This is a genomic window from Streptomyces viridochromogenes (genome assembly GCF_001270495.1).
Lineage (GTDB): Bacteria > Actinomycetota > Actinomycetes > Streptomycetales > Streptomycetaceae > Streptomyces > Streptomyces viridochromogenes_A.
Window position 1 is genome coordinate 414,479 of the sequence record NZ_LGUR01000117.1, and the last position, 16,741, is coordinate 431,219.

The following is a 16,741-nucleotide window of genomic DNA, read 5'->3' on the forward strand; positions in this document are numbered from 1 at the left end:
TTCGCATGTCCGGCAGCGGCACCGGTGCGGACCTGGGGGGCCTCGCCCCCGCCGCCCCTACCCGTCCCATTCCCCAGGGGCTGCGCCCCTTCGACCCCGGTTGTCTTTCGGGTGCGGGCGGGAGAGGGCTGGTCGCGCCCACGCGGCGGAGCCGCACATCGATACAGCCCCGCGCCCCTTCTGGGGCTCCGCCCCAGACCCCGCTCCTCAAACGCCGGAGGGGCTGGATTCGCCAGGCATCTTCAGCCCGTCCGGCGTTTGAGGACGAGGGGAAGCCGGTGTCAGGCCAGGAAGTCGCGCGCCAGTCGTTCCGCCGAGCGTTCCAGGATGGGTCCGGCGTCCGCGATGCACTTGGCCACGTCCGGCTCGATCTCCGTCAGCGGGTACGCCCGCCGGATCCCGGCTCGGCCGAGCGCCTCCGGTGCCAGCGCGAGGCGGCCACACACCGCGACGACCTCCTTGCCGGCCGCGCGCGCGGCGGCGGCGACGCCCGCCGGGGCCTTGCCGTGCAGGGTCTGCTCGTCCAGGGAGCCCTCGCCGGTGATGACCAGGTCCGCCCGCTCCAGCGCGGACGCGAAGCCCAGGACGTCGAGCATGACCTCGATGCCGGGCCGGAAGCCCGCGCCGATCAGCAGGGCGCCGTAGCCGATGCCCCCCGCCGCCCCCGCGCCCGGCGACGCGGCGTGCTCGGCCGCCTTGGGACCGAGCGGCCCCTCCAGCACCTTCGCGAAGTGCGCGAGCGCGGCGTCCAGCGTCTCCACGTCGTCCGGGGAGGCGCCCTTCTGCGGCCCGTACACCGCGGGCGCGCCCTTCGGGCCGGTCAGCGGGTTGTCGACGTCGCTGGCGAGCACCAGTTCGACGGAGGAGAGCCTCGGGTCCAGGCCGGAGAGGTCGGCGGTGGCCAGGTCACCCAGGCCGCCGCCGCCCGGCGTCACGGGCTCCCCGTCCGCGTCGAGGAAGCGCGCGCCCAGCGCGCTCAGCATTCCGGCGCCGCCGTCCGTGGTGGCGCTGCCGCCGACCCCGAACACGATCGTGCGGGCGCCCGCGTCCAACGCGGCCCGCAGCAGCTCTCCGGAGCCGTAGGTGGACGCCGTGAGCGGCGCGAAGACGCCCGCGGGCAGCCGCTGCAGGCCGCTCGCCTCCGCCATCTCCACGACCGCCGTGTCGCCGCGCAGCGCGAACGCCGCGGTCACCTCGTGCCCGAGGGGCCCGGCGACCCGGACCTCCCGCCGCTCGAAGCCGGCCGCGACCGCCGCGTCCACGGTTCCGTCGCCGCCGTCGGCCACGGGCATGGCCTCGACCTCGACGTCCGGCACGATCCGGCGCAGACCGGCCGTCACCCGCTCGGCGACCTGCACGGCCGTGAGCGACCCTTTGAACTTGTCCGCGGCGATGAGCACGCGCTGTGTCACCTGATTTTCCCCTTGTTCTCCGGGCCTCGCGCACGCCAAGGCCAGTCGCGCCGCTGCGACCTTAACCGGAGGAGGCCCGTGACGTCATGCGATGCCCGGACCCTGAGAAGGCGGTGGGAACAACTTACGAGCGGCCTGGGAAGCCGCTGTGCGAGCTGCCGAACCTCCGAGCGGCCGCCGCCGGAATTGGGTAGACCGGTCCTATGACCCCTGTGGGCACTGAGCCAGAGCTCGCCGACCGCGTCCTCGGGGGCTGGCTGGGCCGGATCGCGGGCAACATGCTCGGCAAACCGGTCGAGCAGGGCGACCTGTGGACGCGGGACCGGATCGATCAGTATCTGCGGCAGGCCGCCGCCCTGCCCCTCACCGACTATCTCCCCGAGCCGCCGAGCGAGGACCACGGCCTGGAGCTGCGGCCCGAATGGCGGCAGTGCGTGCGCGGCCGGATCCACGGCAGCTGCCGCGACGACGACGTCGACTACGCGATCCTCGGCCTCGACCTGCTGGAGACCCACGGCTTCGGCTTCAGCACCGAGCAGGTCGGCGACCTGTGGCTGCTGCGACTGCCGTATCTCCAGACCTTCACGGCGGAGCGGGCCGCGTACCGCAACCTCGCGAACGGGCTGAAACCGCCGCTCACCGCCACGTACGACAACCCGTACCAGGAGTGGATCGGCGCCCTCATCCGCGCCGACATCTACGGCTGGACCTGTCCGGGCGACCCGCGTCGCGCCGCCTCCCTCGCCCGCCGGGACGCGGTGCTGTCGCACACCGGGAACGGCGTGTACGGCGCGATGTGGGCGGCGGCGCTGATCTCCGCGGCGTTCACTGCGCCCACGGTCCGCGAGGCGATCGACCAGGCGCTCGTCGTCATCCCGGCGAGCAGCCGCCTCGCCCGCACCGTACGCCGCGTCGTCTCGCTCCATGACACCCGGATGACCTGGGAGGACACGCTCACCACGGTCGCCGAGGAGACCGCCGGGCTCGGCTGGATCCACACCATCCCGAACGCCGCCGTCCTCACCGCCGGGCTTCTCTACGGCGACGGCGACTTCACGCGCACCATCACCCTCACCGTGCGCGGCGGCCTGGACACCGACTCCAACGGGGCGACGGCCGGTTCGGTGGCGGGGGTGCTGACCGGGGCGGAGGCGCTCCCGGAGCAGTGGACCGGGCCGCTGGAGGACACGGTGCGCAGTGCGGTGTTCGGGTTCGACGGGGTGCGGATCAGCGAGCTGGCGGAGCGCACGGTGCGGCTGGCGGAGGCCGAGGTGGAGTGAGGAGTAGGGAGCACCCGTTCGACTGAACTGGCAGCGATCCCCGGGCCGGGTTGCGCGGGCTCGTTAGGCTGCCTGGATGACCACCACGCCAGACTTCGCCGCGTACATCGCGAGTCTCCCCCGTGTCCTCGCCGGTGCCGCCGCCCTCTTCCGTGACGGCGAGGGCCAGGTGCTGCTCGTGGAGCCCAACTACCGTGAGGGCTGGGCCCTTCCGGGCGGCACGATCGAGTCCGACGACGGCGAGACGCCCCGCCAGGGCGCGCGCCGCGAGACGTTCGAGGAGATCGGCCTGGACCGGGAGCTGGGCCGGCTGCTCGCGGTGGACTGGGTGCACGGGACGGGGCGGCCGCCGCTGGTGGCGTATCTGTACGACGGCGGGGTCCTCGGCGAGGACGACTTCAAGGCGATCCGGTTGCAGGAGGAGGAGCTGCTGTCCTGGCGGCTGGTTCCGCGCGGGGAGATCACCGCTCATCTGCCCGGCGCCCTGGGCCGCCGCGTCCTGGCGGCGCTGGACGTCCTCGCGGACGGCGAGGGCACGGCGGAGCTGGAGAACGGTCACCGGGTGGCCTGACGGGCCCCTCGAATATCCATTCGCGGCCGTCACGGCGACCGTCCTACCCTCGGCAGCATGACCAAGCCCCTCGTCGCCCTCCTCAGTGGCGCCGGTATCTCGACCGACTCCGGGATCCCCGACTACCGCGGACCGAACGGGCTGTGGCGGCGGGATCCGGAGGCCGAGAAACTCGTGACGTACGAGTACTACATGGGCGATCCGGAGATCCGGCGGCGCTCGTGGCAGATGCGGCGCAAGAACCGGACGCTCAAGGCCGAGCCCAACGCGGCGCACCGGGCGGTGGCCGAGCTGGAGCGGTCCGGGGTGCCGGTGCGGGTGATCACGCAGAACGTGGACGGGCTGCACCAGCTCGCGGGGATGCCCTCCCGCAAGGTGCTCGAACTGCACGGCAGCGCACGGAGTGTGCTCTGCACGAAGTGCCATGCGCGCGGGCCGATGGAGGACGCCCTGGCGCGGGTCGAGGCCGGCGAGGACGACCCGCCGTGCCTGGAGTGCGGCGGCATCCTCAAGTCGGCCACGGTGATGTTCGGCGAGCGGCTCGATCCCGTGGTCCTCGGTGAGGCGGTCGCGATCACCAAGGCCTGCCAGGTGTTCATCGCCGTCGGCAGCAGCCTTCAGGTGCAGCCCGCCGCCGGACTCGCGGGCGTCGCCGCCGACCACGGCGCCCGGCTGGTCATCGTCAACGCCGAGCCGACGCCGTACGACGACCGCGCCGACGACGTCGTACGGGAACCCATCGGCACGGCGCTGCCCACGCTGCTGCGCGAACTGGCCGGCTAGGGCGGCCGCCCGGAACTAGAACAGTGCCGTTCCGTTCTCGAAGTCCAGCAGTCGCCGCTTGCGGTCCAGGCCGCCGCCGTATCCGGTGAGGCTGCCGTTCGCGCCGACGACGCGATGGCAGGGGATGATGATGCCGATCGGGTTCCTGCCGTTGGCGAGGCCGACCGCGCGGGAGGCGCCGGAGTTGCCGAGGGCGTCGGCGAGTTCGCCGTAGGAGCGGGTCTCGCCGTACGGGATCTTCCGTAGTTGCTCCCAGACGCTGCGCTGGAACGGTGTTCCGCACAGGCGCAGTTCCAGGGTGAACTCCTTCAACTCGCCTGCGAAATATGCCTCCAGCTGGTCCTCGGCCTCTCCGAAGAGGGATTCCTCGCGGGTGCCGAAGGTCTCTTCGTGCGGGCGGTGGCGTTGGTCGGTCATGTAGAGGCCGCACAGGACGCCGTCCTCGGCGACGAGGGTCAGGGGGCCGTAGGGGCTGTCGATGACGGTGTGCTGTTTCATCGGGAGTTCCTGATGTCCTTACACGGGGAGGAAGTTGATCGGGTGGCTGTCCGTCGCCCACAGGTACTGGACGGCGTACGCCCGCCAGGGGCGCCACGCGGCCGCCCGGGCCGTGAGGGCCGCCGGAGTGGACGGGAGGCCCAGCTCCTGGGCGGCACGGCGGATGCCGAGGTCGGTGGGGAGGAAGGCGTCGGGGTCGCCGAGGGCGCGCATCGCGATGACGTCGACCGTCCAGGGGCCGAAGCCGGGGAGGGCCAGGAGACGGGCGCGGGTCTGCGGCCAGTCACTGTCCGGGCCCAAGTGCACCTCTCCGTCGGCGAGTTGACGGACCAGGGTGGTGAAGGTCGCTCGGCGCGTGCGGGGCATCGCCAGTGACTCCGGGTCCACGGACGCCAGCGCCTCGGGGGACGGGAAGAGGTGGGTGAGGCCACCTTCGGGATCGTCGACCCGCTCGCCGTGGGCGGTGACCAGGCGGGCCGCGTGGGTGCGGGCGGCGGCCGTGGAGACCTGCTGGCCGAGCACGGCCCGTACGGCGAACTCCGCCTCGTCGACGGTGCGCGGGACCCGGCGTCCGGGCGCCTTGTCGACCAGGGGCGCGAGCAGGGGGTCCGTGCGCAACTGGTCGTCGATCGCGACCGGATCCGCGTCCAGGTCGAGCATCCGGCGGCACCGGCTGATCGCGACGGTCAGATCGCGCAGGTCACCGAGGGTGAGACGGCAGGCGATGTGGTCGGGCTGGGGTGACAAGGACACGATGCCGTGGCCGTACGGCAGCCTGAGCGTGCGGCGGTACGCGCCGTCCCGCCACTCCTCGACCCCGGGGACGGCGGTCGCCGCGAGGTGGCCGAAGAGGTTGTCGGGGTTGAGGGGGACGCGGAACGGCAGGCGCAGGGTCAGGACGCCGGCGGTGTTCGCCGCGGTCCCCGGGGTGCTCGGGGTGCCGCGGGGTGCGCGGGTGCGCAGGTCGGTCGGGGCGAGGGCGAAGACCTCGCGGACGGTGTCGTTGAAGGTGCGGATGGAGGCGAAGCCGGCCGCGAAGGCGATGTCCGCCATGGGCAGGGGCGTCGTCTCGATGAGGAGGCGGGCCGCCTGGGCGCGCTGGGCGCGGGCCAGGGCGAGCGGGCCGGCGCCCAGTTCGGCGAGGAGCTGGCGTTCGATCTGCCGGGTGCTGTAGCCGAGGCGGGCGGCGAGGCCGGGCACGCCCTCGCGGTCCACGACGCCGTCGGCGATCAGCCGCATCGCGCGGGCCACCAGGTCCGCGCGCTGGTTCCATTCCGGGGAGCCGGGGCTGGTGTCCGGGCGGCAGCGCTTGCAGGCCCGGAACCCGGCCTGCTGGCAGGCGGCCGCGCTCGGGTGGAACCGCATGTTCGCGGGCTTGGGCGGGACCACCGGGCAGCTGGGCCGGCAGTAGATCCCGGTGGTCACGACCGCCGTGTAGAACCAGCCGTCGAAGCGGGCGTCCTTGGACTGAACAGCGCGCACGCAGCGCTCGGTGTCGGTGTGCATCCCCTTCTGCATGCGTCCAGCATCGACCACAGGAGGCGCCGAGGGCTGGCGAGAATCCGACATCAACCTCGTCTGCGCTGGGAGCTGCCGGATCCCTCAGGGGACCTTGAGCACATCACATGAACAATCATTCATATGTTCGCGTACGATGAGTAAGATACCCACATGGGTCATGGAGCCGTCACCACCGCGCAGGACGCAGCCGAGCGCGTACGTCTGGACGCGGCCAACGTGGCCAAGGTCGCCACCACCCTCCAGGCTCTCTCCACCCCATCCCGCCTGCTGATCCTGGCGCGGCTGCGCGAAGGGCCCCTGCCGGCCACGGAGTTGGCGGCCGAGGTGGGCATGGAACAGTCCGCCTGCTCGCACCAGCTGCGGCTGCTGCGCAATCTGGGCCTGGTGGTGGGTGAGCGGCGCGGCCGTTCGGTCGTGTACGCCCTGCACGACCACCATGTCGCCGAGCTGCTCGACCAGGCCGTGTACCACGTGGAGCATCTGCGGCTGGGCATCAGCGACGCGGCCGACTGAGACCGGTCGTTACGACGCCGACGGGCCCGGAGCCGGGCCCACGCCCCGCAACTGCTCGATCTTCCCGCCGAGTTGGGGACGGAGCTGTTCCAGCAGCTCCGGCTTCGCGCTGACCACCCAGCGGGTGCCGACGAGGTACTTGCCGCCGTAGACGGCGGCCGCGTCCAGCCAGGTGAGCTTGAGCTTCTCCTGCGGGAACGTCGTGATGAGGTAGTCGCCCCGCTTCGTCCGGCAGACTCCTTCACGCAGTTCGTCCGCCTCGGTCCGGATCCTGACCTTGCAGCCGGTCAGGTCGGCGAGCACCTCGACCTTGGCCGGGGCCACCACGCCGGCCGCGGTGGCGGAGACGTTCGTCGGGCTGCTCTTCGCGGCGGAGCCTTCCTTGCCCTCGCCCCCGCCGCACGCGGTGGCCAGGAGCAGAAGAGCCAGGCTGCCGGTCGCCGTCGCGACGCGGCCGACGCGACCGGTGCGTCCTCGGTGTGCCTGCACGAAGCTTCCTCGGTGTGACTGTGACTGCACGAAAGGTGGTACGGATCAGCACCGGATGCCGTTCACCTCGTGGGTCACGGTCTGTTCGGTCAGCCGACCTGCGCGGCGAACGCCTCGTACGCCCGCTCGTCGAAGAGGACGAAGCGGACCTCCTCGACGTCGGTCTCCGCCTCGCGCACCGTGGCGACCGCGATGCGTGCGGCGTCCTGCAGCGGATAGCGGTAGACGCCGGTGGAGATCGCCGGGAAGGCGACGGTGCGGGCGCCGAGCTCGTCGGCGACCCGCAGGGACTCGCGGTAGCAGGAGGCGAGGAGGTCCGAGCGGTCCTCCTGGGCGGAGAAGACCGGGCCCACCGTATGGATCACCCAGCGGGCGTCCAGCTCCCCCGCCGTCGTGGCGACCGCCTGCCCCGTGGGCAGGCCCTTGCCGTACCGGGAGGCGCGCAGCTTGCGGCACTCGTCGAGGATCGCGGGGCCGCCGCGGCGGTGGATCGCGCCGTCGACTCCTCCCCCACCGAGAAGGGAGGAGTTCGCGGCGTTGACGATCGCGTCCACGGTCTCGCGCGTGATGTCGCCCTGAACGAGCCTGATGGTGGTCATGACTGCCTCTATAGCAGCCCTGGCCACCGGTGGCCGGTTCATGACCAGGCGATCGGCAGCGAGCGCACCCCGTGGACCGTGCTCGTCGAGAGGGCGAGCGACTCGGGCGGGGCCGTCATGCGCAGGGACGGGAGCCTGCGGAACAGGGCGGACAGGCCGAGGCGGAGTTCGGTGCGGGCGAGTGCCTGGCCGAGGCACTGGTGCAGCCCGTGACCGAAGGCGAGGTGGCCGCTCGCGTCGCGGCGGACGTCGAGGGCGTCGGGGTCGGCATACACGGACGGGTCACGGTTGGCGGCCTGCAACGCCACCACCACGCCCTCACCCGCGCGGATACGGACGCCGGAGAGGTCGACGTCCTCCGTGGCGACCCGCCGTATCCCGGAGTGGATGACGGTCAGATGGCGCAGGAGTTCCTCCACGGCGCCCGGCCACAGGGAGTCGTCCGTGCGCAGGGCGTCGAGCTGGGCCGGGTTCTGCAGCAGGGCGATCACAGCCAGCGGGAACATGTTGGCTGTCGTCTCGTGGCCCGCCAGGAGCAGGAGGGAGACCATACCGGTGGCCTCGTCGAGCGTGGCCTCGCCGGTCGCCACGCGCTGCGCGGCCAGCCGGGAGATCAGGTCGTCGGCGGGGTCGTGCGCGCGTCGCTCGATGAGGGCGCGCAGATAGCCGTAGAGCGCCATGCGGGCGGACATCGCCTCGGCCGGGTCGCCGGCGACGCTGGTGAGGGCGTTGGACTTCGCGCGGAAGAAGCCGTGGTCCTCGTAGGGGACGCCGAGCAGCTCGCAGATGGCGAGGGTGGGGAGCGGCAGCGCGTACGACGCGACCAGGTCCGCCTCCGTGGCGTCGCCGTCCGTCATCGCGTCCAGCAGGTCGTCGCAGATCCGCTGGACGGCGCCCTCCATCTGCTCGATGCGCCGGAAGGTGAAGTCGGGGATGAGCATGCGGCGCAGCCGGGTGTGGTCCGGCGGGTCCATCTGGTGGAAGAGGCCGGGGGCCTGCGGCGGGGCACCGGGGCGGGTGTGGGGGAAGGCGGGGTGGTTGGCGTCGGCGCTGAAGCGCGGGTCGGCGAGGACCGTGCGGGCGTCCTCGTGACCGGTGACGAGCCAGGGGCTGTTGTCGCCCCAGATCGTCACCCGGCGGACCGGCTCCTCGGACTGCCACTTGGCGTACTCGGGGGCCGGGTCGAGCAGGGGGCGGATGGCGGGTAGGGACGGGTACGTCGTCATTTCTCGGTTCCTTCGGTGTGCAGGTCCGCGAGGGTGAGGAGCAGGGACTTGACGTCGGTGGCCGCGTACGCCTCCTTCGCCCCGTCCGGCCGCGAGCACAGCAGTACGGGGCCGTCGGCGGGGTCGCCGGGCAGGCGACCGTGGCTGCCGCGGACGCCGGACGGGTCCAGGGGGACCGTCTTGAGGCGGTAGCGGAAGCCGAGCTTCTTGCGGGCGACCTGGCCGACGGCACGCAGTTTCACCGCGGGGACCGTCTCGTCGTAGAGAAGCTCGGCGGGGTCGTAGCCGGGCTTGCGGTGGATCTCGACCTGGCGGGCGAAGTCGGGGGCGCGGTCGTCGTCCAGCCAGTAGTAGTACGTGAACCAGGCGTCGGGGTCGGCGAGTGCGACGAGTTCGCCGGAGCGCTCGTGGTCCAGGCCGTGAGCCGCCTTGCCCTCCGTGTCCAGCACCCGTTCCACGCCGTCGAGTCCGGCGACGATCTTCGCGACCGCCTCGGTGTCGGCCGGGTCGCGGACGTAGACGTGGGCGACCTGGTGGTCGGCGACCGCGAAGGCGCGTGACGTCCACGGGTCGAGGTACTCCATGCCGTCCTGCGTGTACACCTCCAGCAGCCCTGCCCGGCGCAGGGCGCGGTTGATGTCGACCGGGCGGGAGACGGGCGTGATGCCGTACTCGCTGAGCGCCACGACGGTCGCGCCCTGGCTCAGGAAGTGGTCGATCAACGGGCGCAGGGCGTCGTCGAGTTGGCGGGCGGCCTGGATGGTGGCGGGTGAGTCGGGGCCGGAGCGCTGGGGCTCGTAGTCCATCTGCGGGATGTAGACGAGGGTGAGGTCGGGGCGCTTCTCGTCGAAGACCTGGCGGGCGGCTGCCAGGATCCACTGGGTGGAGGGCATGCCCGCGTTCGGCCCCCAGTAGGTGAAGAGGGGGAACGGGCCGAGCCGGTCGGTGAGTTCGTCGTGCAGGGACGGCGGCCAGGTGTAGCAGTCGGGTTCCTTGCGGCCGTCGGAGTAGTAGACGGGGCGCGGGGTGACCGTCCAGTCGACGTCGGCGCCCATCGCGTACCACCAGCAGATGTTGGCGACCTTGTAGTCGGGGTCGGTCCTGCGGGCCGTCTCCCAGATCTTCTCGCCGCCGACGAGCGCGTTGTGCTGGCGCCACAGCATGACTTCGCCGAGGTCGCGGAAGTACCAGCCGTTCGCCACCGCGCCGTGCGTGGAAGGGGGTTCGCCGGTGAGGAGCGTGGACTGGACCGTGCAGGTCACGGCGGGGAGCACGGTGTCGAGCCGGGCCTGGAAACCGCGGTCGCCGAGGGCGGCGACGGACGGCATGTGCTTCAGGAGGTTCGGGGTGAGGCCGACGATGTCGAGTACGACCACACGGTTCATGAGGGGTCCTCCTTGAGGCCGAGACCGGTCAACCGGTCGCGGGCCCAGGCGAGTTCGGCGGCGATGCCGCCGGCCAGGTCGGCGGGCGGGTCGGGGAGGACGGACCAGGTGTAGGTCTCGACCTCGATGTGGTCGCAGTGTGCGGAGGGCCCGCCCAGCAGCCCGGCGAGGACCTGGTCGAGCTGGTCGGCCGTCGTACGCAGCGGGGGTTCGGGGTCGGTGTGCAGCGGGGCGTGGAAGTGGACGCGCCAGGGGCCGGCGTCGGCGGGAAGCTCGCCGGCGAGGGCGTCCGGGAGGTCGTCCACACCGAGGACGTCACCGTCGCCGCTGGTCCGGGTCTGGTGCAGGAACCGGGGTTCGGCGAGCCGGTGCAGGGCCGCGCGGGCGGCGGGGTCGGCCGGGTCCGCGGCCTCCACCGCGCAGGACGCCTGGAGTTTGACCACGGGCATCCCGGCTTCCGCGAGCCGACGCAGGGCCTCGGCAGGCTGCTCGAACTGCACGGCGAGATGGCAGGCGTCGAGGCAGATGCCGAGCCGGTCGGGATCCAGTCCGCCCAGCTCCCGCACCGCCTGCGTGGTGGTCTCGACGACGCACCCGGGTTCCGGTTCGAAGCCCACGCGGATACGGCGGCCGGTCCACGCTTCGAGCGCCGCGAGCCCCGTGGTCAGCCGGTCCAGGGCGTGCCGCGCCTCCTCGGCGCAGACGGGCGTCCACGGGGTGCGCCACGCGAGCGGCAGGGTGGAGACGCTGCCGTGGTCGACGTGGTCCGGGAGGAGGGCGGCAAGGACGCGGGCGCAGTCCAGGGTGTAGTTCAGCCGGGCCTCGTCGGCCCAGTCGGGCTCGTACACGTCCTTCTTGACGACCTCGCGGTGGAACCCGGCGTACGGGAAGGCGTTGAGGGTGACGGTCTCCAGCCCGCGCGCCCGCAGTTCGGTCCTCAGACGTGCCAACGCGCTCTCGTCATCGGCGAGTTCCGTGACGACGGGACGCGCCAGCCACAGCCCGATGCCTAGCCGGTCGGTGCCGAGGCGTTCCCGCACGGGCTCGGCGTGGTCGGCGAGTTGGGCGATGACGCCCTCCAGGTCCTCCGCCTGGTGAACGTTGCTGCAGTAGCCGAGGTGGACGGTCGTACCGTCCGGGTGCAGAAAGCGCATGGGCTGCTCACGCTCCCCCGCGACGTATGGAGTTCCCCTGGAAGGTGGCCAGCTCGTCCGGCTTGGGCTCGTCCAGCTCCAGTCGCCCGCTCTGGTCGTAGAAGGCGACGGGGTTGCGCCACAGCACCTCGTCCACGGCGTCGTCGTCGAACCCGGCGGCGAGCATGGCGTCGGCGGTCCTGCGGGTCTTCAGCGGGTCCGAACGCCCCCAGTCCGCGGCGGAGTTCACGAGCATCCGCTCCGTCCCGTGCTCCTTGAGGATCTCGACCATCCGGTCCTCGCTCATCTTGGTCTTGGGGTAGATCGAGAACCCGGCCCAGCAACCGCTGTCGAGGACCATGCCGACGGTGAGCTCGTTGAGGTGGTCGAGGACGACGAGTTCGGGGGCGATGCCCGACTCGCGTACGACGTCCAGGGTGCGCCGGGTGCCGGCCGCCTTGTCGCGGTGCGGGGTGTGCACGAGGGCGGGCAGCTCGTGCTCGATCGCGAGCTGGAGCTGACGGGCGAGCGCCTCGTCCTCCTCCGGGGTCATCGAGTCGTAGCCGATCTCGCCGACGGCGACGACCCGGTCCTTGGCGAGGTAGCGGTCCAGTTCGTCGAGGACCGGGAGGCAACGCGGGTCGTTGGCCTCCTTCGGGTTGAGCGCGATCGTGCAGAAGTGCTGGATGCCGAACTGGGCGGCGCGGTACGGCTCCCAGCCCAGCAGCCCGTCGAAGTAGTCGTAGAAGCTCTCGGGCGAGGTGCGGGGCTGGCCGAGCCAGAAGGCGGGCTCGACGACGGCGCGCACCCCGGCGGCGTACATCGCCTCGTAGTCGTCGGTCGTGCGGGAGGTCATGTGGATATGGGGGTCGAAGATGCGCACGGTCAGCCCTCTTCCTTGAATACGTCCGCGAGTGGGTCCGTGGTGGGTGCGTGCCGGAGTGTCTGCTGGAGCGCGTGGTCGAGTTCGGCGCCGACGATGTCCGGGAAGGCACGGACGACGGGCCCGATGTCCTGGGGCACGTCCCGGCCGGCGACGATCCGCTCCTGGGCGAAGTCGGCGAGCATCCGGGCCAGTTCACGGTCGGCGCGGGTGCCGAGGCCGGTGACGCGGTCCAGCGGGATCCCGCAGAAGACGCACTTCAGTACGGCCTGGCGGAACTCGGCGTCGGGGAGGCGCGCGGCGGCGTACGGCCCGAGGGCGGCCTCGATCAGGGTGGTGTCGTTGCCGCGCAGCGCCTCCCGTACGAGGGGCAGCGCGAGGTCGCCCAGGTCGAGCAGGGGCAGGGTGCGCAGGACGGCGCGTCGTTCCGCCGGGTCGCCGTGCCGGTGGAGGCGGGTGACCTCGTCGGCGAGCTCCTGACCGCGCAGGGGCAGTGCGGTGATGAGGACGGCCCGGGCGGCCTCGTCGACGGTCCAGTAGTGGTCCATACGGCCGTGTCCGCAGCGCCTTCGAACGGCGGGGAACAGGCGCCGCACGGCAGCGGGTTCGGCGGCGACCTCGGCGGCGCTCTCGTCCAGCCAGGTGCGGGTCGTGGGATCCAGTACGGCGATCAGGGCGGGGTGGGGGTCCGGCGGGGCCGAGAGGGAGGCGGTCGTGACGGCCATGGAGGAACAGCCTTCTGCGAGGTGGGAGGAGTGGGGCGGGAAGGAGAGCGGGCGGGGCGGTGACTAACGGACCGCGCGCAGGAACTCGATCGAGCGGCGGGCGACGTCGGGCGCGTCGAGCGAGCCGCCCTGGATCTCCACGGAGATCAGGCCGCGGTGGTTCAGGTCGCGCAGGGCGTCCAGGACGGGCGGGAAGTCGATCTCGCCGGCGCCGAATTCGAGGTGCTGGTGGATGCCGCGGCGCATGTCCTCGATCTGCACATTGCGCAGAAGCGGTGCCGCGTCGTGCACGCAGTCCAGCACGGAACGTTTCTCCACGCAGTGCGCGTGACCGATGTCCAGGGTGATCCCGAACAGCTCGTGCCCGTCCACCAGTTGGGCGAGGTGCAGGCAGCGCTCCACGGTGTCGACGAACATGTACGGCTCCGGCTCGAAGGCCAGCGCCACCCCGTACCTCTCCGCGGTCTCCAGCACGGTCTCGACCCCGGCCGCGAGCCGCTTCCACGCGTCCCGCTCCGGCAGCCCGTCCGGCACCGGGCCGCTGCACAGGTGGACTGTGGGCGAGCCGAGGTCCGCGGCGATGCGCAGGGCTCGCCGCAGCAGGTCGATCCTCGCCCCGGAGCCGTCCGACATCAGCGTGGGCAGGTGCTTGCCCCAGGGGTCGAGGAGGAACGGCGCGCCGGTCTCCACCGTCACTTCCAGTCCGTGCCGCCCGAGCTGCCGCGCGAGGGCGGCGACGTGCCGGGGCAGCTCGTCGGCGTACGGGTCGAGATGGCCGTGGTCGAGGGTGAGGGCGACGCCGTCGTAGCCGAGGTCGGCGAGGACGACGAGGACATCGGTCAGCCGGTGATGGGTGAAGCCGTTGGTGCCGTAGCCGAACTTGAGAGGGGTGGAGGGAGTAGTGGGGGGAGGTCTCATGGTGCGGATTCCTCACACGGAGGTGCGGTGGGTCTCAGGTGGGCGATATGCGCCGGGCGAGCCGTCGCGCGAGGGGATGGACGACGCCGAGCGCCGCGGCGACACCCGGTGCCCCACCGCGCGCGGTGAGCGCGGCCTGCAAGGGCATCAGCCCCAGAATCCCGGCCCCCACGGCCCGCCGTACGTTCTCCCCCGACGGCTTCCGCACGGCACGGACCTGGGCGGAACCGTAGGCCCCGAGGTAGGCGAGAGCACCGGCGGCAGTGAGGGCGGTGCGGAACCTCTTGGAAGGCACGGTGCCGGCAACGCCTTTAAGGGGCGCGGGGCTGTGTCGAACTGCGGCTCCGCCGCGGGGCGCGACAAGCCACCACGGCGCCGCAGCCGCGCGATGCCCCTTCGCGGCACCCCCTGAGGCGTCTTGCTCGACCGGAACCGCCGTAGCCAGGGCAGTCGCCGCAGACACGGCGAGGGTCACCCCCGGCACCCGCACCGGCGCCCCACCGATCTCATGGCGACTGAGCGCCATCAACGTACCGGTGTGCACCCCGACCAGCCCGGCGGGCACAGCGGCACGCCGCACCGCGACACCAACCGATTCCGCCCCCGCCCCAGGCACCACCGCACCGGCCAGAACGTCCAGAACCCGTGCCCCTGCCATGGCGAAGCCCCCCGCCGGCGTGGACTTGAGCTTCAGGTCATATGCCCAGATGAGTCCGGCCAACGGCAGCGCGACACCCACACTGCGCCGACCCCCCGCGGCAGCGGCGAGCCCGATCCCCGCCACGGTCAACGCCCCGGCCACGCCAAGCGCCGTACGCCGCGGAACACGCCCCGACGGCACAGGCCGATCCGGTCTCTCGACGGAGTCGACCGTGGCGTCGGCGTAGTCGTTGAGGGCCATGCCGGCCCAGTAGAGACAGACGGAGGAACCGATCACTCCGAAGGTACGGGCGTCCAGCGGGCGTCCGGCGGCGGCCGCTCCCGCGATCACGTCACCGGGCACACTCAGCGCGGCCGGGGCTCTGACGAGCAGGGCGAGGTCGCTGAGGCGCACGGCAGACCGGGATCCGAAGCGGACAACCGCTTTCCGATCTTTCATGGCCGCACCCTACTCGCGGCTATTGAGCCTTCAGATACCTACCCCCCGGTAAGGGGAGTGACAAAGAAGACACAGAATTCCCTTACCGCGGAACCCGAACTACCGGTAAACGTGGACCGTTTGACCGGTCTCACGGCTCCTGCCGCAGCCGCCGCCACACCGCCTTGGCCGCGTTGTGCCCCGACATCCCGTGCACGCCCGGTCCGGGCGGGGTCGCCGACGAGCAGATGAAGACAGCGGGGTGCGGGGTGCGGTAGGGGAAGAGCGACAGCTTGGGCCGGAGCAGGAGTTGGAGCCCGGAGGCCGCTCCGGAGGCGATGTCGCCGCCGACATAGTTGGCGTTGCGGGCGGCGAGCTCGGCCGGGCCGGCCGTCGCGCGCGCGAGGACGCGGTCGCGGAACCCCGGGGCGAAGCGCTCCAGTTGACGTTCGAGGACGTCCGTGAGGTCTCCGGTCCAGCCGTTCGGCACATGCCCGTACGCCCAGAAGACGTGCTTGCCCTCGGGGGCCCGCGTGGGGTCGACGACGCTGGGCTGCACCGTGATCATGAACGGCTTGTCGGGCGCCCGGCCTTCCCGGGACGCGGCGCGCAGGGCGGCGCCGATCTCCGCGCTGTCCCCCCCGACCTGCACGGTGCCGGCCCGCCGCGCCTCCGGCGAGGTCCATGGCACCGGGCCGTCCAAGGCGTAGTCGATCTTGAAGGCGGCGGCGCCGTAGCGGTAGCCCTCGTAGTAGCGGCCGAAGCCGGCGATGCGGGCCAGCGCGGTGGGCGAGGTGTCGAAGATGTACGCGCGCGCGGGCGGCAGGTCGTCGAGCCGCTTGACCTCGTAGTCGGTGTGGACGGTGCCGCCGAGGTCCTTCAGATAGGCGGTGAGGGCGTCGGAGATGGACTGGGAACCGCCGCGGGCCACGGGCCACCCGCGGGCGTGGGCGGCGAGGGCGAAGACCAGTCCGATGGCACTGGTGGCGAAGCCGTCCAGCGGGGCGATGACGTGCGCCACGAGGCCGGCGAAGAGCGTCCTGGCCCGCTCGTCGCGGAAGCGGCGCGTCAGCCAGGTCGACGGGGGCAGTCCGACCAGGCCGAAGCGGGCGAGCGTGACCGGGTCCCGGGGTAGTGCGGTGAGGGGCAGGGACATGAAGTCACGGGCCAGCGTGTCCCACTTGGCCAGGAACGGCTCGACCAGCCTGCGGTACGTGCCCGCGTCGCGCGGGCCGAACGAGGCGGCGGTCTCGGCGACGGACCGGGACAGCACGGCGGCGCTGCCGTCGGTGAAGGGGTGCGCCATGGGCAGCCCGGCGTGCAGCCACTCCAGGCCGTAACGGTCGAGCGGCATGGTCCGGAAGACGGGCGAGTTGATGCCCAGGGGGTGCGCGGCGGAGCACGGGTCGTGCCGGAAGCCGGGGAGGGTCAGCTCCTCGGTGCGGGCTCCGCCGCCGACGGTGTCACGCGCCTCGAACACGGCCACGGAGAAGCCGCGGCGGGCCAGCTCCACGGCAGCGGTCAGTCCGTTCGGCCCCGCACCCACCACGACCGCATCGAGCATCGACGGCACCTTCGGACTCCTTCGTCAGCCGATGGCCATTGAAGGATCAGGATATGCCGGGGCACTGACAGACCGGGGCACGGTGTTCCAGCCGGGGGTGCGGTGCCCCGACCAGGGCCACGGGGCCGTATGGATCTGCGGCTGGACCGCGCTCCCCTGGACG

17 protein-coding genes are annotated in these 16,741 nt (G+C 72.2%); 4 read left to right on the forward strand and 13 right to left on the reverse strand.

Annotation, left to right across the window (positions count from 1 at the left end; translation table 11 throughout):
* Positions 1-281: 281 nt before the first annotated feature.
* Positions 282-1,400 carry a glycerate kinase gene (locus tag ADK36_RS13915; RefSeq protein WP_048579627.1) on the reverse strand — a complete coding sequence of 373 codons (1,119 nt, stop codon included), beginning with the start codon at positions 1,398-1,400 and terminating at the stop codon, positions 282-284.
* A 215-nt stretch (positions 1,401-1,615) separates the two neighbouring features.
* Between ADK36_RS13915 and ADK36_RS13920 the strand changes: the two genes are divergently transcribed.
* The 3 genes from ADK36_RS13920 to ADK36_RS13930 all read left to right on the forward strand — a co-directional run bounded on the left by ADK36_RS13920 (position 1,616) and on the right by ADK36_RS13930 (position 4,046).
* Positions 1,616-2,692 carry an ADP-ribosylglycohydrolase family protein gene (locus ADK36_RS13920; protein ID WP_048579468.1) on the forward strand — a complete coding sequence of 359 codons (1,077 nt, stop codon included), beginning with the start codon at positions 1,616-1,618 and terminating at the stop codon, positions 2,690-2,692.
* A gap of 76 nt (positions 2,693-2,768) precedes the next feature.
* Positions 2,769-3,263: an NUDIX domain-containing protein gene (locus ADK36_RS13925; RefSeq protein WP_053197692.1), complete on the forward strand. Its 495-nt coding sequence runs from the start codon at positions 2,769-2,771 to the stop codon at positions 3,261-3,263.
* Positions 3,264-3,320: 57 nt separating this feature from the next.
* Positions 3,321-4,046 carry an SIR2 family NAD-dependent protein deacylase gene (locus ADK36_RS13930; protein ID WP_048579470.1) on the forward strand — a complete coding sequence of 242 codons (726 nt, stop codon included), beginning with the start codon at positions 3,321-3,323 and terminating at the stop codon, positions 4,044-4,046.
* 15 nt (positions 4,047-4,061) lie between these two features.
* Here ADK36_RS13930 and ADK36_RS13935 read toward each other — a convergent pair whose 3' ends face one another.
* Both ADK36_RS13935 and ADK36_RS13940 read right to left on the reverse strand, forming a co-directional pair.
* Positions 4,062-4,544, reverse strand: a complete 483-nt coding sequence (locus ADK36_RS13935) for a methylated-DNA--[protein]-cysteine S-methyltransferase (RefSeq protein WP_048579471.1) — start codon at positions 4,542-4,544, stop codon at positions 4,062-4,064.
* Between the two features lie 18 nt (positions 4,545-4,562).
* Positions 4,563-6,062, reverse strand: coding sequence for an AlkA N-terminal domain-containing protein (locus tag ADK36_RS13940; RefSeq protein WP_276525471.1), 1,500 nt, complete (start codon positions 6,060-6,062; stop codon positions 4,563-4,565).
* Between the two features lie 153 nt (positions 6,063-6,215).
* Here ADK36_RS13940 and ADK36_RS13945 point away from each other — a divergent pair, with 153 nt between their 5' ends.
* The gene (locus ADK36_RS13945) at positions 6,216-6,578 is read left to right on the forward strand and encodes an ArsR/SmtB family transcription factor (RefSeq protein ID WP_048579472.1); all 363 of its coding nucleotides are present in this window, start codon (positions 6,216-6,218) and stop codon (positions 6,576-6,578) included.
* 9 nt (positions 6,579-6,587) lie between these two features.
* On the opposite strand, the gene ADK36_RS13950 is transcribed toward ADK36_RS13945, so the two are convergent.
* The 10 genes from ADK36_RS13950 to ADK36_RS13995 all read right to left on the reverse strand — a co-directional run bounded on the left by ADK36_RS13950 (position 6,588) and on the right by ADK36_RS13995 (position 16,578).
* Entirely contained in the window at positions 6,588-7,067 is a 480-nt protein-coding gene (locus ADK36_RS13950) for a hypothetical protein (RefSeq protein WP_048579473.1), read from the reverse strand.
* An 89-nt stretch (positions 7,068-7,156) separates the two neighbouring features.
* A complete protein-coding gene (locus ADK36_RS13955) occupies positions 7,157-7,666 on the reverse strand; it encodes an O-acetyl-ADP-ribose deacetylase (protein WP_048579474.1) in 510 nt (169 codons plus the stop codon).
* Positions 7,667-7,704: 38 nt separating this feature from the next.
* Positions 7,705-8,892 (reverse strand): cytochrome P450, encoded by a 1,188-nt coding sequence (locus ADK36_RS13960; RefSeq protein WP_048579475.1) that lies wholly within the window; start codon positions 8,890-8,892, stop codon positions 7,705-7,707.
* Positions 8,889-10,277 (reverse strand): alkaline phosphatase family protein, encoded by a 1,389-nt coding sequence (locus ADK36_RS13965; protein WP_048579476.1) that lies wholly within the window; start codon positions 10,275-10,277, stop codon positions 8,889-8,891. The genes ADK36_RS13960 and ADK36_RS13965 overlap by 4 nt, the downstream gene beginning before the upstream one ends.
* Positions 10,274-11,431 carry a metabolite traffic protein EboE gene (gene eboE, locus ADK36_RS13970; protein ID WP_048579477.1) on the reverse strand — a complete coding sequence of 386 codons (1,158 nt, stop codon included), beginning with the start codon at positions 11,429-11,431 and terminating at the stop codon, positions 10,274-10,276. The genes ADK36_RS13965 and eboE overlap by 4 nt, the downstream gene beginning before the upstream one ends.
* A 7-nt stretch (positions 11,432-11,438) precedes the next feature.
* Positions 11,439-12,293 carry a TatD family hydrolase gene (locus tag ADK36_RS13975; RefSeq protein WP_048579478.1) on the reverse strand — a complete coding sequence of 285 codons (855 nt, stop codon included), beginning with the start codon at positions 12,291-12,293 and terminating at the stop codon, positions 11,439-11,441.
* Between the two features lie 2 nt (positions 12,294-12,295).
* The gene (locus ADK36_RS13980) at positions 12,296-13,018 is read right to left on the reverse strand and encodes an EboA domain-containing protein (RefSeq protein ID WP_063776791.1); all 723 of its coding nucleotides are present in this window, start codon (positions 13,016-13,018) and stop codon (positions 12,296-12,298) included.
* A gap of 63 nt (positions 13,019-13,081) precedes the next feature.
* A complete protein-coding gene (locus tag ADK36_RS13985) occupies positions 13,082-13,936 on the reverse strand; it encodes a sugar phosphate isomerase/epimerase family protein (protein WP_048579479.1) in 855 nt (284 codons plus the stop codon).
* 34 nt (positions 13,937-13,970) lie between these two features.
* Positions 13,971-15,035: an SCO3242 family prenyltransferase gene (locus ADK36_RS13990; RefSeq protein ID WP_048579480.1), complete on the reverse strand. Its 1,065-nt coding sequence runs from the start codon at positions 15,033-15,035 to the stop codon at positions 13,971-13,973.
* A gap of 130 nt (positions 15,036-15,165) precedes the next feature.
* Complete coding sequence (locus ADK36_RS13995; RefSeq protein ID WP_048579630.1) at positions 15,166-16,578, reverse strand: phytoene desaturase family protein; 1,413 nt, start codon at positions 16,576-16,578, stop codon at positions 15,166-15,168.
* Between the last annotated feature and the right edge of the window lie 163 nt (positions 16,579-16,741).

Excerpts from the sequence above, each read along its gene's own strand:
- ADK36_RS13935 (WP_048579471.1), bottom strand. The coding sequence starts at position 4,544 with ATGAAACAGCACACCGTCATCGACAGCCCCTACGGCCCCCTGACCCTC.
- ADK36_RS13980 (WP_063776791.1), bottom strand. The coding sequence starts at position 13,018 with ATGGCCGTCACGACCGCCTCCCTCTCGGCCCCGCCGGACCCCCACCCC.
- ADK36_RS13920 (WP_048579468.1), top strand. The coding sequence starts at position 1,616 with ATGACCCCTGTGGGCACTGAGCCAGAGCTCGCCGACCGCGTCCTCGGG.
- eboE (WP_048579477.1), bottom strand. The coding sequence starts at position 11,431 with ATGCGCTTTCTGCACCCGGACGGTACGACCGTCCACCTCGGCTACTGC.
- ADK36_RS13960 (WP_048579475.1), bottom strand. The coding sequence starts at position 8,892 with ATGACGACGTACCCGTCCCTACCCGCCATCCGCCCCCTGCTCGACCCG.
- ADK36_RS13985 (WP_048579479.1), bottom strand. The coding sequence starts at position 13,936 with ATGAGACCTCCCCCCACTACTCCCTCCACCCCTCTCAAGTTCGGCTAC.
- ADK36_RS13995 (WP_048579630.1), bottom strand. The coding sequence starts at position 16,578 with ATGCTCGATGCGGTCGTGGTGGGTGCGGGGCCGAACGGACTGACCGCT.
- ADK36_RS13965 (WP_048579476.1), bottom strand. The coding sequence starts at position 10,277 with ATGAACCGTGTGGTCGTACTCGACATCGTCGGCCTCACCCCGAACCTC.
- ADK36_RS13925 (WP_053197692.1), top strand. The coding sequence starts at position 2,769 with ATGACCACCACGCCAGACTTCGCCGCGTACATCGCGAGTCTCCCCCGT.
- ADK36_RS13945 (WP_048579472.1), top strand. The coding sequence starts at position 6,216 with ATGGGTCATGGAGCCGTCACCACCGCGCAGGACGCAGCCGAGCGCGTA.
- ADK36_RS13990 (WP_048579480.1), bottom strand. The coding sequence starts at position 15,035 with ATGAAAGATCGGAAAGCGGTTGTCCGCTTCGGATCCCGGTCTGCCGTG.
- ADK36_RS13940 (WP_276525471.1), bottom strand. The coding sequence starts at position 6,062 with ATGCAGAAGGGGATGCACACCGACACCGAGCGCTGCGTGCGCGCTGTT.
- ADK36_RS13955 (WP_048579474.1), bottom strand. The coding sequence starts at position 7,666 with ATGACCACCATCAGGCTCGTTCAGGGCGACATCACGCGCGAGACCGTG.
- ADK36_RS13930 (WP_048579470.1), top strand. The coding sequence starts at position 3,321 with ATGACCAAGCCCCTCGTCGCCCTCCTCAGTGGCGCCGGTATCTCGACC.